The organism is Pseudomonas sp. PICF141 (assembly GCF_002286815.1).
GTDB lineage: Bacteria > Pseudomonadota > Gammaproteobacteria > Pseudomonadales > Pseudomonadaceae > Aquipseudomonas.
Window position 1 is genome coordinate 1 of sequence record NZ_MUNM01000054.1, and the last position, 15,280, is coordinate 15,280.

The 15,280-nt window shown below is 63.2% G+C and carries 5 protein-coding genes; 4 read left to right on the forward strand and 1 reads right to left on the reverse strand.

Going from position 1 to position 15,280, the window contains the following annotated elements; translation table 11 throughout:
• Positions 1 to 115: 115 nt before the first annotated feature.
• On the reverse strand, positions 116 to 1,939 hold the full coding sequence (locus tag BZL43_RS14585) for a glycoside hydrolase family 15 protein (protein ID WP_095632956.1): 1,824 nt from the start codon (positions 1,937 to 1,939) through the stop codon (positions 116 to 118).
• A gap of 165 nt (positions 1,940 to 2,104) precedes the next feature.
• Here BZL43_RS14585 and BZL43_RS14590 point away from each other — a divergent pair, with 165 nt between their 5' ends.
• The 4 genes from BZL43_RS14590 (at position 2,105) to BZL43_RS14605 (ending at position 15,274) form a co-directional block, all read left to right on the forward strand.
• Positions 2,105 to 2,845, forward strand: coding sequence for a thioesterase II family protein (locus tag BZL43_RS14590; RefSeq protein ID WP_095632957.1), 741 nt, complete (start codon positions 2,105 to 2,107; stop codon positions 2,843 to 2,845).
• 40 nt (positions 2,846 to 2,885) lie between these two features.
• Positions 2,886 to 3,869, forward strand: coding sequence for a TauD/TfdA family dioxygenase (locus BZL43_RS14595; protein ID WP_095632958.1), 984 nt, complete (start codon positions 2,886 to 2,888; stop codon positions 3,867 to 3,869).
• A gap of 177 nt (positions 3,870 to 4,046) precedes the next feature.
• Positions 4,047 to 7,454, forward strand: coding sequence for a non-ribosomal peptide synthetase (locus BZL43_RS14600; RefSeq protein WP_095632959.1), 3,408 nt, complete (start codon positions 4,047 to 4,049; stop codon positions 7,452 to 7,454).
• A complete protein-coding gene (locus BZL43_RS14605) occupies positions 7,451 to 15,274 on the forward strand; it encodes a non-ribosomal peptide synthetase (RefSeq protein WP_095632960.1) in 7,824 nt (2,607 codons plus the stop codon). The genes BZL43_RS14600 and BZL43_RS14605 overlap by 4 nt, the downstream gene beginning before the upstream one ends.
• Positions 15,275 to 15,280: the final 6 nt, after the last annotated feature.

Genomic DNA, 15,280 nt, shown 5'->3' on the forward strand with positions numbered 1-15,280 from the left:
GCTACGTTGTTCATGGCAATGATCTCCGATGAGCCCCCGGTGAAAGCTTAGTGGGCGATCACAGGGGGGGGGAGGCGGGGGTAGCCATTTCATTAGGTTCAGCGCAACCCGGTCTTCAAGGCTGCCAGAAGTTTTTCTCCCCGCTCAACTTCCTGTTCAGAAAACTCGCCGCGCTGATCAGCGCCAGGTGCGTCAGCGCTTGTGGGGTGTTGCCCAGATGCCGGGCATGGCTGTCGAATTCTTCGGCATACAGCCCCAGCGGGTTGGCGTACTTCAGCAATTGCTCGAACTCCAGGTGGGCCTTTTCCACCTGGCCGGCACGGGCCAGGCATTCGACGTACCAGAACGAGCACGCGGCGAAGGCCCCTTCGGTGCCGGGCAGGCCGTCGATCCGGCCATCGTCGTTGCGGTAGCGGTAGACCATGCCGGCGCGCACCAGGGTTTTCTCGATGGCTTCGAGGGTCGCGATCCAGCGCGGATCCTTGGCACTGACAAAACGCACCAGCGGCATCAGCAGCATCGAGCCGTCGAGGCCGGTGCCGCCGATGTGCTGCACGAAATGCCCGCGTTCTTCATTCCAGAAGTTGCTCCAGATGTCGGTGTAGATCGCTTGACGGGTCTGGTCCCAGCGGGCGAACGGGGCGGGCAGCGAGCGTTTAGAGGCCAGCCGGATGGCCCGGTCCACGGCCACCCAGCACATCAGTCGCGAGTGCAGGAAATGATACGGCTCGCCGCGCATTTCCCAGATGCCGACATCTTTTTGCTGCCAGGTTTCACAGACTTGATCGACCACTTCCACGGTGTGTTTCCAGCCTTCATGGGAAATTGCTTCACCGTGCTTGTTGACCAGGTACACCGCGTCCAGCAGCTCGCCGAAGATGTCGAGCTGGATTTGATCGTAGGCTTGATTACCGATACGCACCGGTGTCGCGCCGCAGTGACCGGCCAAGTGTGGCAGTTCAACTTCCGGCAGTTCCTGATGGCCATCGATGGCGTAGAGGATGTTGAGCTTCATGGTCTTGCCGTGACAATCCCTGACCCGACCGCGCAACCAGCGCGTATAGGCGTTGGCTTCCTCGACGAAGCCCAGGCGCATGAAGGCATAGACGGTGAACGAGGCGTCGCGGATCCAGGTGTAGCGGTAGTCCCAGTTGCGTTCGCAGCCGGGTGTTTCCGGCAGACCGAAGGTGGCGGCGGCGAGGATGGCGCCGTGTTTGCGCGAGGTCAGCAGCTTAAGGGTCAGGGCCGAGCGATTGACCATTTCTCGCCAGCGCCCGTGATAATTGGACTGGCCGATCCAGTCACGCCAGAATTTCAAGGTGCGTTCCAGGCACAGCGCGGCAGCCCCTTCCTTGAAGCGCGCATCGTCAACACCGCCGAGCAGGAACTCGGCGCTCTGGTCCTGTTCAAGGCTGAATTGGGCGACGGCCGCATGGCCCTCGACGCGCAAGGACTGATCCGAGCACAGCTGCACGGCTGGCTGGCCGGGAGCCTCGAAATACACACTCCGATCATGTGCGCGGGCCTTGGTCGGAGCCCGGGCATAATCATGCCGCACGGCGCAACGCATGCCGATGGTCGCTTGTCCGCTGACCACGCGCACCCGGCGCATCAGCATCGGCCAATCGTCTTCGCTGTCACCGATGGGCAGCAGGTCGGTGACTTCGACCACCGCGTGATCGCTGAGCCAGCGGGTTTGCAGGACGTTGGTGTCGGGCAAGTAGATTTGCTCACGGCGAGCGTCGGGCAGGTCCGGGGCGAGCTGGAAAATGCCGGCTTCGGGAGTGTCCAGCAGCGCGCAGAAAATCGATGGACTGTCGAATTCCGGCCAGCAGAAAAAGTCCACGCTGCCCTTGTCGTTGACCAGCGCGGCGCTGCGCATGTCGCCAATGATGCCGTGGGCGTCGATGGCGCTTTGTCGTTCGAACGGATCAACCATTGCCGCCGTGCTCCGGGAATGAGGATCTAACTAGCTGACCGGTTTGAGCCCCAGAGAGTTCATTTGCCGGCAAACTGCCCCGCAGGTAGCTTATCCATCCAACAGACTAATTCTGATCACAACTCATCCGTTCTCCTAAACAGATAACCAATCGAGGTAAGTGCGGTGACAAAGCTGACACTGCTGTGCCTGCCCTATTCGGGCGCCAGCGCCATGGTCTATAGCCGCTGGCGGCGCCAGTTGCCGCCGTGGCTGCACTTGCAGCCGGTGGAGTTGCCGGGGCGGGGCGTTCGTTATGACGAACCCTTGCAGACCGACATGCGCGCCCTGGCCCTGCAGTTGGCCAGGGAACACAAGCCATCCCTGCATGGCCCCTATGCCTTGTTCGGTCACAGCCTGGGGGCGTTGCTGGCCTGCGAGATGGCCCACGCCTTTCGTGCCCTCGGCGCTGCGGAGCCGGTGGCGCTGTTTGCTTCGGGCACGGCCGCTCCGACGATGCGCAGTGACTATGACCGTGGCTTCGCCGAACCGCAGAGTGACGAACAGTTGATCGAGCAACTGCGCACCTTCCAGGGCACCAGCGAGGAAGTGTTGGCCAATCAGGAGTTGATGAGCCTGATGCTGCCGATCCTGCGCGCCGACTTCATGCTTTGCGGGCGCTTCCGACCGATGCAGCGTCCGCAGCTCAAGTGCCCCGTGCACGTGCTCGGCGGCAAGGAAGACAGGGCGACCACCGAGCAATTGATCGGCTGGAGCCAGGAAACCCTGGGCAGTTTCTCGGTGGACATGCTGACCGGCGGGCATTTCTTCATTCATGAGCATGAAGCCAAGGTGCTGCGGATTATCAAGAATCATCTGGAAGTCCATCACCGACGTCATGCGCAACTGGCCGCGCCGGTTTTTTAGCGCGCGGTTCGCTTTATCGAGTGTTAACAGGAGGCCCGTCATGGGTGTTGCCGTGGGTTTTGCCGTTCGGCCGTTGCTGCCGGCGCGGGGTCGCTTGCCGCTGTTGGTGGAAGCGACCGAGCCGAATACCAGCCTGTTGGCGGTGTTCGATGAATTGAATGAATTGGTGGATGAGCATTTGCTGCGTGACGGCGGCATTCTGTTTCGCGGATTCCAGCTGGACGGCGCCGAGCAATTCCGCCAATTCGCCGCCGGCTTCGGCCATCCGCTGCTCAATTACGAGTTCGGTTCGACGCCGCGCACCAATGTCACCCAAGGGGTCTACACCTCTACCGAATACCCGGCGCATCAGAGCATTCCGTTGCACAACGAGCAGGCCTATTCCCGGGACTGGCCGATGAAAATCTGGTTCTACAGCATGATCGCCGCCACCTCGGGCGGTGAAACGCCGATTGCCGACAGCCGGGAAGTCTATCGGCGCATGCCTGTCGCAATCCGCGAGCGCTTCATCAGCAAGGGCCTGATGTACGTACGCAATTTCGGCAACGGGCTGGACGTGGCCTGGGAGCAAGTGTTCAACACCGAAGACCGCGAAGTGGCCGAGGCCTACTGCAAGGCCCACGGCATCATTTGCGAGTGGAAGGACGACGGAGAATTGCGCACTCGCCAGACGTGCCAGGCGGTGGCGTGTCATCCGGTGACCGGCGACCGGGTCTGGTTCAATCAGGCGCACCTGTTCCACATATCCAATCTTCAACCAGAGGTGCGCGAAACCCTGCTGGACATCGTCGATGAAGAAGACCTGCCGCGTAACGTCTACTACGGCGACGGCTCGCCCATCGAGGATGAAGTGCTTAATGAAATTCGTGCGGTGCTCGATGACTGCGCCATCAGCTTTCCCTGGCAGGAGGGCGATGTGCTGATGCTCGACAACATGCTCTCGGCCCACGCCCGCGCGCCGTTCGAAGGCAAGCGCAAGGTGATTGTCGCGATGGCCGAAGGGCATTCCCAGGACGCGCGCTGATCTGAACCGTCCCTGATGCATTTGTCGCCGAAGCCGGTCTTGCACCGGCTTCGGCGTTTTTGTGTTCTCTCAAGAGAGCCCGGGTATCTGTACCGCTAAATCATCGCGCTAGCCATTCGTTCTTGTTGATACGACCGGGCCTCCTGGTCACGCCGCCGATCAGCAAGGACCCCATGCATGAATGCCGCAGACGCACAGAAACTCGCCCGCCGTTTTATCGAACTGCCACAGGACAAGCGCCGCTTGTTTCTGGCCGGCATGGCCCGCGAAGGCATCGATTTTGCGCAGCTTTCCATGACCTCCTGTGTCGGGGTCGATGAGCGTGACGGCCTGTCCTATGCCCAGCAGCGGATGTGGTTTCTCTGGCAGCTGGACCCGCAGAGCGCGGCCTACAACCTGCCGATGGCGGTGCGCCTGAGCGGTGCGCTGCAAATCGATGCGCTGGAGCGCGCGTTCAGTGTGTTGGTGGCGCGCCATGAGTGCTTGCGCACCACCTTCGGCCAGAAGGGCGAGCGTGCATTCCAGCGGGTGGCCGAACCCCGTGACCTGACGCTGGCGATCAATGACCTGTGTGCCTTGCCTGAAGAGCGGCGCTGGCCGCAGGCGCAACAGCACATGATGGCTGAAGCCACTCAGGCCTTCGACTTGCAACAGGGGCCGCTGCTGAGCCTTCGCCTGTTGCGTCTGGCCGAGCAGGAACATGTGTTGCTGCTGACGCTGCACCACATCATTGCCGATGGCTGGTCGATGAACATTCTGATCGACGAGTTCATGCGCACCTACGATGGGCTGGTCGCGGGGCGGCAACCGGCCTTGCCGGAACTGACCGTGCACTACCGCGACTATGCGCTGTGGCAGCGCAGTTGGCTGGAAGCGGGGGAGCGCGAGCGCCAGCTCGATTATTGGTGCACGCAGTTGGGGGAAGAGCACCCGATCCTCGAATTGCCCACCGACCGTGCCTATCCGGCCCACTCCAGCCACCAGGGCGCGCGCCTGGAAAAAGTCATCGACGGTGCTCTGCGCCAGAACCTGAAAACCCTCGCCCAGCGCCAGGGCGTGACGCTGTTCGTGGTGCTGCTGGCGGCTTTCAAAACCTTGCTGCATCGCTACAGCGGCCAGACCGACATCCGTGTCGGCGGCTTGATCGCCAACCGCACCCGCAGTGAAACCGAAGGCCTGATCGGCTTCTTCGTCAATACCCAGATCCTGCGCAGCGAGGTCACCCCGCAGACCCGTTTCAGCGACCTGTTGCAAAGCCTGCGTCAAGCAGCGCTGGGCGCCCAGGCTCATCAGGAGTTGCCATTCGACGCCTTGATCGAAGCCCTGCAACCGGCCCGCAGCCAAAGCCACAATCCGTTGTTTCAGGTGATGTTCAATCACCAGCCACTGGTGACCGATCTGCAGGACGTGCGCCTCGATTGCGGTTTGCAGGTCGGCTATCTGAGCGAGCAGCAACTGGCCGGCAGCGGGCGTCAACATGCGGCCACCAGCGACCTGATGCTCGACACCCGAGAGGAGGGCGAGCAACTGTTCGCCGCGTTCACTTACGCCACCGACCTCTTCGATGCACAAACCATCGCCGCATTGGCCGAGCATTGGCACAACGTGCTGGTGTCGGTCTGCCGTGATCCGCAACAACCCCTGGGCGAGGTGGCGATGCTCGGCACGGATGAGCGCGAGCGCTTGATTCAAGCCGTCGCCACTCCGGCGCTGCTGCCCGGCATGCCGCAACTGTTCGAGGCCCAGGCGGCGCGCATTCCCGAGGCCAGCGCCGTGATCCTCGTTGGCGATCAGTCGCCCTCGCTCAGCTATGCCCAATTGAATGTTCGCAGCAATCGTCTGGCCCATCAGTTACGCGCCAAGGGTGTCGGTCCCGATGTGCTGGTCGGTGTGGCGTTGGGGCGTTCGCTGGAACTGGCGGTGGCGTTGCTGGCCGTGCTCAAGGCTGGCGGCGCCTATGTGCCGCTGGACCCGCACACCCCGGCCGAACGCCTGCGCCATGTGCTGGATGACAGTGGACTGAAACTGTTGCTCACCGAGAGCCCGCTGCTGAGCAGCCTGCCGGCGCTCGAGGGCATCGATTGCCTGTGCCTGGATCAACTGCCGGACGGTGACGCTGCGAGTGAAAACAACTTGCAAGTGACGGTAGATCCGCAGAACCTCGCGTACGTGATCTACACATCCGGCTCCACCGGCCGGCCGAAGGGCGTGGCCGTCAGCCACGGCGCGCTGAGTGAATTCATCGCCCGGGCGATCGACTACAGCGATTTGCGCGAAGGCGATCGCGTCCTGCAATTCGCCACCAGCAGTTTTGACGGTTTCGTCGAGCAATTCTTCCCGCCGCTGTGCCATGGCGCCTGTGTGGTCCTGCGCGATGCGGGCCTGTGGGACAGTGCGACCCTGCATCAGGTGATCGTCGAACAGGGCATTACCCTGGCGGATTTGCCGGCCGCTTACTGGTATTCGGTGGTGCAGGATTACGCGGCCAACCCGCCTGCCCATTTCGGCGTCTTGCGCCAGATTCACGTGGGTGGCGAGGCGATGGCGGTGGACGGGCTGCGCCTGTGGCAACGCGCCGGGTTGGGTCATGTGCGTTTGCTCAACACTTATGGCCCGACCGAAGCGACGGTGGTTTCGACTCTCCACGATTGCAGCGCATTGACCGCCGAGGCGGTGTCGTGGCGTGGCATTCCGATAGGTCACGGCCTGGCGCAACGCCGGCTGTACCTGCTCGACGACGATTTGAACCTGCTGCCGCAAGGCGCGGTGGGCGAGTTGTACATCGGCGGGCCGGGTCTGGCCCGTGGTTATCACCGACAACCAACGCTCAGCGCCCAACGGTTTATCGCCGATCCGTTCGCGGTCGGCGAGCGCCTGTACCGCACCGGCGACCGTGCCCGGCTGCGCGACGACGGCGCGGTGGAGTACATCGGCCGCGTCGATCACCAAGTGAAAATTCGCGGCTTCCGCATCGAGCTGGGAGAAATCGAATCACGGTTGCAGCAATGTCCGGGGATTCGTGAGGCGGTGGTGCTGGCCTTGCCCTTGACCGGTGGCGCGCAACTGGTGGCGTATCTGGTCGTCGATCAGAGCGTGCTCGGCAGCGCGGCGGAGCAAGTGATTCTGCGTCACCAAATCAGAGCCTCACTGCAGAAAAACCTGCCGGACTACATGGTGCCCGGCCACTGGCTGCTGTTGCCGCGCCTGCCCCTGACCCCCAGCGGAAAACTCGACCGCAAGGCCCTGCCGATTCCCGATCCAAGTCAATTGCAGAGCAGCTATCGCGCCCCGCAAACCGCCACCGAACAGGCGTTGGCGCAGATCTGGATCGAGGTGTTGCAAGTGCCACGGGTCGGTGTCGATGACCATTTCTTCGAGTTGGGCGGGCATTCGTTGCTGGCCGCTCAAGTGATCGCGCGGATCAAAAGCCAGTTGGGCGTGGTGCTGCCGTTGCGCAGCCTGTTCGAGACACCGCTGCTGGGCGATCTGGCCCTGGAACTGGCCACGCTGGCCGGCGGTGCCAGCGATAACGACTGGTCCGACATGGATCAGTTCATGAATTCTTTGGAGGGAGTTGAAGTATGAGCGGCAATAGGGCGGAGCGTATCGCTAAAAGATTCGTCGGTTTGCCGCTGGAGCAACGTCGACTGTTTCTCGCCAGACTGCGCGAGGAGGGCAAGGACTTCAGCCTGCTGCCGCTGCCGGTCAGTCGTCATGACTGCGCGGTGATCCCGCTCTCGTTTGCCCAGCAGCGCTTGCTGTTTCTCTGGCAGCTCGACCCGCAGAGCGCCGCGTACAACATGGCCGCCGGCCTGCGCTTGCACGGGCAGCTGAACGAGGCCGCGCTGTTGCGTTCCTTCGATCATCTGGTGGCGCGCCATGAAGTACTGCGCACGGTGTTCCAGACCGACAACGACCCGCCGAGCCAGATCATCCTCGACCAACAAAGCGTGCCACTGCAGCGCGTCGATCTGTCGACCGTCGCCGTGCAAGAACGTGAAGCCGAGCTGGCGCGGCAGGTTCAGGAGGCGGCCGCGCAACCGTTCGATTTGCTCCACGGGCCATTGCTGCGGGCCAGCCTGTTCCGTCTGGCGGACGATGAACATGTGCTGATCGTAAGCATGCACCACATCGTCTCCGATGGCTGGTCGATGGACGTCATGGTCAAGGAATTCGTGCAGTGCTATCAGGCCTTCAGCCTGGAGCGCGCACCGCAGTTGCCGGCGTTGCCGCTGCAGTACGCCGACTACGCGATCTGGCAGCGCCGCTGGCTGGAGGCCGGCGAGGGCGAGCGGCAACTCGATTACTGGCGTCAGCAGTTGGGCGAAGAGCATCCGCTATTGGACGTGGCGGCGGATTTCCCCCGGCCGCTGACCCAGAGTTTCGAAGGCCAGACCCTGAGCTTTGATTTCGGTGCGGACCTGTCCCGGCAGTTGAATGGTTTTGCCCGGACTCAAGGCATCAGCTTGTTCATGCTGGTGCTGGCCGGGTTTTCGCTGTTCCTGTCACGTCTTGGCGGCGAGCGCGATATCCGCGTCGGCGTGCCCAACGCCAACCGTGGGCGCTCCGAGGTCGAAGGGCTGATCGGTTTCTTCGTCAACACTCAAGTGTTGCGTTGCCAGGTCGATGAGCGCGGCAGTTTCGTCGATTTGCTGGCCCGGGTCCGGGAGGCATCGTTTGGTGCCCAGGCCCATCAAGAGCTGCCGTTCGAGCAACTGGTGGATGAACTGGTGCCCGAGCGAACCCTGGGGCATAACCCGTTGTTCCAGGCCAAGTTCAACCAGAACGTCGGCATGCAGACCCAGCGTGCGATGAACCTGCCGGGCCTGAGCGTCACCGAGTATCCGCTGGACAAAGCAGGCACGCACTTCGATCTGGCGCTGGACATCACCGATGACGGCACGCTGATCCACGGGCAGATGACCTACGCCAGCGACCTGTACCGCCACTCGACCATCGAGGGGTTCATTCCGACGCTGCTCGGGCTGTTCCGCGCATTGCTCAGCGCCCCGCAGGCGCCGCTGCACAGTCTTGCAACCACATCTGTGCAACCGGTGCTGGCGCCACGGCAGCCGGCGGAGTCGGTGTTGCAGCAATGGGATCGTCAGGTGGTCGCGCAGCCTGAAGCGCTGGCCGCTCGCTGTCTTGAACGGACGTTGAGTTTCCAGACGCTGGATCAGGACGCCAATCGCCTGGCCCACTACCTGCGTGCGCAAGGTGTGCAAAACGGGCAACCCGTGGCGGTGCTGATGGAGCGCTCCCTGGAATGGCTGACCTGTGTGTTAGGGGTGATCAAGGCCGGGGCGGTGTACATGCCGCTGGACGTCAAGGCGCCGGCCGCGCGATTGCAGCAGATGCTCGCAGGTTCGCAGGCGAAAGTCCTTTTGTGTGCCGCAGGCGACGCGCGGGAAAGCAGTCTGGCGGTCGCCGGTTGCCAGGGGCTGGCCTTCGCCCCCGAACGCTGGCAGGACCAGCCGGCGACGAAGCCTTCGCTGTCGGTGTCGGCGGATGCCGCGGCCTATGTGATTCACACCTCCGGTTCCACCGGCCAACCCAAAGGCGTGTTGGTGAGCCACGGCGCCCTGGCCAGTTACGTGCGCGGTGCGCTGGAACGTCTGGCGCTGGAGCCGGCAGCGAGCATGGCGCTGGTGTCGACCATTGCCGCGGACCTGGGATTTACCGTGCTGTTCGGCGCCCTGTGTTCCGGGCGTTTGTTGCATGTATTGCCGGAGGAATTGGGCTTCGACCCGGACCGGTTTGCCGATTACATGGCTGAGCACCAAGTGGGCGCGTTGAAGATCGTGCCGGGGCATTTAGCGGCGTTGATGCAAGCGTCCCGGGCCGCCGACGTGTTGCCGCAACACGCACTGATCGTGGGTGGCGAAGCCTGCTCGCCGGCATTGCTCGAACAGGTGCGGCGCCTCAAGCCGGGCTGCCGGTTCATCAACCATTATGGCCCGAGTGAAACCACGGTGGGCGTGCTGACCCATGAGCTCAAGGATCTCGACTCGGGTGCCCGCAGCGTGCCGGTCGGCCGGCCGTTGTCGGGTGCGCATGTCTACGTGCTGGACGACGTGCTCAACGCGGTCGCCGATCAGGTGGCGGGCGAGCTGTACATCGGTGGCGACAGCGTGGCGCTGGGTTACCTCGGGCAGCCGGGCTTGACCGCCGAACGCTTCTTGCCAGACCCGTTTGGCGCCATCGGCGCACGGGTGTACCGCAGCGGTGATCGCGTGCGCCGCAACCGTCAGGGCGCGCTGGAGTTCATCGGTCGCGCCGATGACCAGGTCAAGGTGCGCGGCTATCGGGTGGAGCCGGCGGAAGTCGCCCGGGTAGTGCTGGGCTTGAACGGCGTAAGCGAGGCCGCAGTGTTGGCCTTGCCGCTGGACGGCGATGAAGCGCGCCTGCAACTGGTGGCGTACTGCGTGGCCGCGCCTGACCTGGCGCTGAATGTCGACGCCTTGCGCCAGCAGTTACAGGCCTGCCTGCCGGAGTACATGGTGCCGGCGCAGATCGTGGTGCTGGAGCGCCTGCCGCTGACCGCCAACGGCAAACTGGACAAGCGTGCCTTGCCGGCGCCGGGGTTGGTCACGCAGCAATTTGTTGCCCCGGTGGGCGAGGTCGAACAGAAGCTTGCCGCCATCTGGGCCGATGTCCTGAAGCTTGAACAGGTGGGCAGTACCGACAATTTCTTCGAGCTGGGCGGCGATTCGATCCTTAGCCTGCAAATCATTGCCCGGGCCAAACGCCAGGGCATCAAGCTGAGCCCCAAGCAACTGTTCGAGAAGCAAAGCATCGGCCAGTTGGCGGCGGTGGCCAAACTGATCGAGAGCAAACCGGCCGCCAGCGTCGTGCAGAAGGTCAGCGGCGAGCTGCCGTTGTTGCCGATCCAGGCCCGCTTCTTCCAGACCGACATTCCCCAGCGTCATCACTGGAACCAGTCGGTGATGCTGCAACCGCAAATCCCCCTCGACGCGATGCATCTCAGCAACGCATTGGCCGCCCTGATCGAGCAGCACGATGCGCTGAACCTGAGTTTCCAGGCGTCGGGCGAGACTTGGCAAGCGACGTTCCAGACGCAGCGCCACACAGACCTGTTGTGGGTGCGGGCGCTGGACGACCTGGCCGATTTGCCCGCGCTGGCCACCGAAGCCCAGCGCAGTCTCGACTTACAACAGGGCCGGCTGGTGCGCGCGGTGCTGGTGAACCTGCCTGATGGTGCGCAACGTTTGCTGCTGGTGATCCATCATCTGGTGGTGGATGGCGTGTCCTGGCGAGTACTGCTGGAGGATTTGCAGCAGGCTTACACCGCGTCGGCGGCGGGCAAGACGATGGTCCTGCCGGGCAAAAGCAGTTCGCTTCAGGCCTGGGCCCAACACCTGCACCGTTACGGGCAAAGCGATGCCTTGAACGCCGAGCGCGATTACTGGCAGCGCACGCTGGAGGGCGGTAACAGCGACTTGCCGAGGGACTTCCCCGAGACCGTCCAGACTCGTCGCCAAGCCGCTCGGGCCACTTCTCGCCTGAACAAGACACTGACCCACGCACTGCTCAAAGTGGCGCCGGCCGCCTATCGCACCCAGATCAACGACTTGCTGCTGACGGCCCTGGCGCGGGTGTTGTGCGACTGGAGCGAACAGGATTCGGTGCTGATCCAGCTCGAAGGCCACGGCCGCGAAGACCTGTTCGACGACCTCGATTTGAGTCGCACCGTCGGTTGGTTCAGTAGCCTGTTTCCGGTGCGTCTGACCCCACAGGCAGAGCCGGGCACTTCGCTGTGCGCAATCAAGGAACAACTGCGAGCCGTGCCGGGCAAAGGCATCGGCTACGGCGTGCTGCGCTACCTCGCGGGCTTCGAACCGCTGCGTGATCTGCCGCGACCGCGCATCACCTTCAACTACCTGGGCCAGTTCGACGGTGCGTTCAGTGTCGCTGACGGCGCACTGTTGGTACCGGCCGCCGAAAGCACTGGCGAGCATCAGGACGATGATGCGCCCTTGGGCAACTGGCTGAGTGTCGATGGCCAGGTCTACGGCGGCGAGCTGGAATTGAGCTGGACGTTCGGCCAAGGCATGTACCGCCCGCAAACCATTCAGGCGCTGGCCGATGCCTATGGCCATGAACTGGAACGGCTGATCGAACATTGCACTGGCGGTGAGCATGCCGGGGTCACGCCCTCGGATTTCAATCTGGTGCGCCTGACGCAAGCGCAACTGTCGGCGCTGCCGGTGCCGGCACGAGAGATCAGCGATCTGTATCCGTTGTCGCCGATGCAACAGGGCATCCTGTTCCATAGCCTCAACGAGCCGGACGGCCCGGCCTACACCAACCAGTTGCGGGTCGATGTGCAGCAGTTGGACACCGAGCGTTTCCGCCAGGCCTGGCAACAGACGCTGGAGGCCCATGAGATTCTGCGCACGGTATTCGTCTGGCCCGAGGACGCCGATGCGCCGGTGCAGATTGTAAGGCAGACGGTGCAGATGCCCATGACCGTGCAAGACTGGCGCGGTCGTGATGACCTTCACGCAGCGCTCGATCAGTTGGCTCGGGAGGATCTGGCCGCCGGTTTCGAGCTGGACCAGGCGCCGCTGTTGCGTGTGTTGCTGGTGCGAACCGGTGAGGCGCAGCATCACTTGATCTACACCAGCCATCACATCTTGATGGATGGCTGGAGCACCTCGCAGTTGTTCGGCGAGGTGTTGCAACGCTATGCCGGCATGACCCCGGCGGCGACTCCGGGGTGCTATCGCGATTACATTGAATGGCTGGGGCAGCGCGACGTTCAGGCCAGTCGCGCGTTCTGGACATCGGCGTTGGTTGACCTACAAGAGCCGACCCACCTGGCCAGCGCCATGCCGGTCAGCCAGGCGCCGGCCAGCGGTTATGCCGATTACCGGCATGTGTTCAGCGAACAGCAGACCGGCGATCTGAACCGCTTCGCCCGCGAACAGAAAGTCACCCTCAATAGCCTGATGCAAGCCGCGTGGCTGGTGCTGTTGCAGCGCTATACCGGCCAGGACACGGTGGCTTTCGGCGCGACGGTGGCCGGTCGGCCAACGGACTTGCCCGGTGTTGAGCAGCAAATCGGCCTGTTCATCAATACCTTGCCGGTGGTGGCTGCGCCGTCCGCCGAGATCCCGGTCGGCCAATGGATTCAGCAAGTGCAGCGCCTCAACCTGGCCCTGCGCGAACATGAGCACACGCCGCTCTACGATATCCAGCGCTGGGCGGGGCAGGGCGCGCTGTTCGACAGTATTCTGGTGTTCGAGAACTACCCCATGGCCGAAGCGCTGGCCCAAGGCTCGGCCACCGGTCTCGAGTTCTCCACCCTCTCGCGTCAAGAGCAAACGAACTATCCGTTGACGCTGGTGGCGGTTACCGGTCGTGAGTTGACCCTGGGCTTGAGCTTCGATCAGGCCTGTTTCGATCACTCCACCATCGCCGACCTGAGCACCCAGATCGAAGGCCTGATGATGCAATTCATGGCGGATGCTTCGCAGCCTCTGGGCGCGTTGCAACTGCTGGACGGCGCACCGCGCCAAGTGGCGGTCGACTGGGGCAAGGCTGCGATCACGGCGCTGGATTCGCGCAACGTGGTCGAGCGGATCGATGCGCAGGTACAACGCCGACCGCAGGCCGCGGCGGTGTTGTTTGCCGAGCAGACTCTCGATTACCACACCCTGGACGCCCGGGCCAATCGATTGGCGCACAAACTGCAAACGCTGGGCGTGGGGCCGGAAGTGCGGGTGGGCGTGTGCATGCGCCGCACCCCGGACATGCTGGTCGGGCTGCTGGCGATCCTCAAGGCCGGCGGTGCCTACGTGCCGCTGGACCCGGAGTATCCGCAAGAGCGCTTGCTGCACATGCTCGAAGACAGTTGCGCGGCAGTGCTGCTGACCGAAGCCGCGTTGCAGACGATGTTGCCCGAGGCGTTGCCGGCGCAAGTGCTGTTGGTCGAAGAGGGCGCCGAATGGCTTGCCGGGTATCCGTCCACGGCGCCTGTTTGCCGCATCGTGGCGCAGAACCTGGCCTACGTGATTTACACCTCCGGCTCCACCGGCAAACCCAAAGGCGTGGCGATTACCCACGCTAACCTCGCGGCGCTGATCCAGTGGTCGCAGGGTGTTTACCGCGAAGAGCAACTGCGTGGCGTGCTGGCTTCGACCTCGATCTGCTTCGACCTGTCGGTGTGGGAGATTTTCGTCACGTTGGCCAGCGGCGGTTGCATGGTGCTGGCGGACAACGCCCTGGCGCTGTCCGAGTTGCCGGCCCGTGAGCGCGTGACGCTGATCAACACCGTGCCGTCGGCGATTGCCGCGCTGCAACGAGCCGGGCAGATCCCGGCGTCGGTCACCACCATCAATCTGGCCGGCGAGCCGCTCAAGCAGACGCTGGTCGATACGCTGTACGCCAGCACCTCGGTCAAGGAGGTCTATGACCTGTACGGGCCGTCGGAAGACACCACCTATTCGACCTTCACCCTGCGCACCGCCAACGGCCGGGCGAACATCGGGCGGCCGCTGGACAACACCGTGGCCTACCTGCTCGACAGCCAGTTGCAAGTGTTGCCGGCAGGGCTGACGGCCGAGTTATACCTGGCCGGTGCCGGTGTGACCCGAGGTTATCTGCTGCGTCCCGGCCTGACTGCTGAACGCTTCGTACCGAACCCGTTCGCCATTAATGGTGAGCGGTTGTATCGCACCGGCGATCTGGTGCGACAGGGGCCAGACGACAGGATCGAGTACATCGGTCGTGCCGACCATCAGGTGAAGATTCGCGGCTTCCGCATCGAGCTGAGCGAGATCGAAGCCCGATTGCTGGAACAGCCCGAGGTGCGCGAAACCGTGGTGCTGGCGCAGGAGGGCGCGGCGGGCAAGCATCTGCATGCCTACGTAGTAGCGAGCCAACCGGGCAATTTATCGTTGGGCGAAACCCTGCGGGCAGCCCTGGCCAGTCGTTTACCGGCGCACATGCTGCCGAGCCATCTGCACGTGATCGACGCGCTGCCGCTGACGCCCAATGGCAAGCTCGACCGCAAGGCCCTGATGGCGCTGGGCGGCCATCCGACGCCGCAGCGTTACGAAGCGCCGCGCACCGATCTGCAATGGGCGGTGGCGACCGTCTGGCAAGAGGTACTGGACGTCGAGCGCGTCGGCCTGACGGACAACTTCTTCCAGTTGGGCGGACATTCGTTGCTGGCGACGCTGGTGGTGACCCGGATCAAGGAACGGCTGGGTGACAAGGTGCCGCTCAAGGAATTGTTCGAAGCCGATACCCTGCAAACGTTCTGCACCCGCATCGAAGCGTTGCGCGTCGATTTATCACCGGTTCAGGACGAATTGGCTAAATCCCTGGAGGCCCTCAAACGTCTATCCCTCGATGATCTGGAAAAACTGATTTCTTGAGGGGAA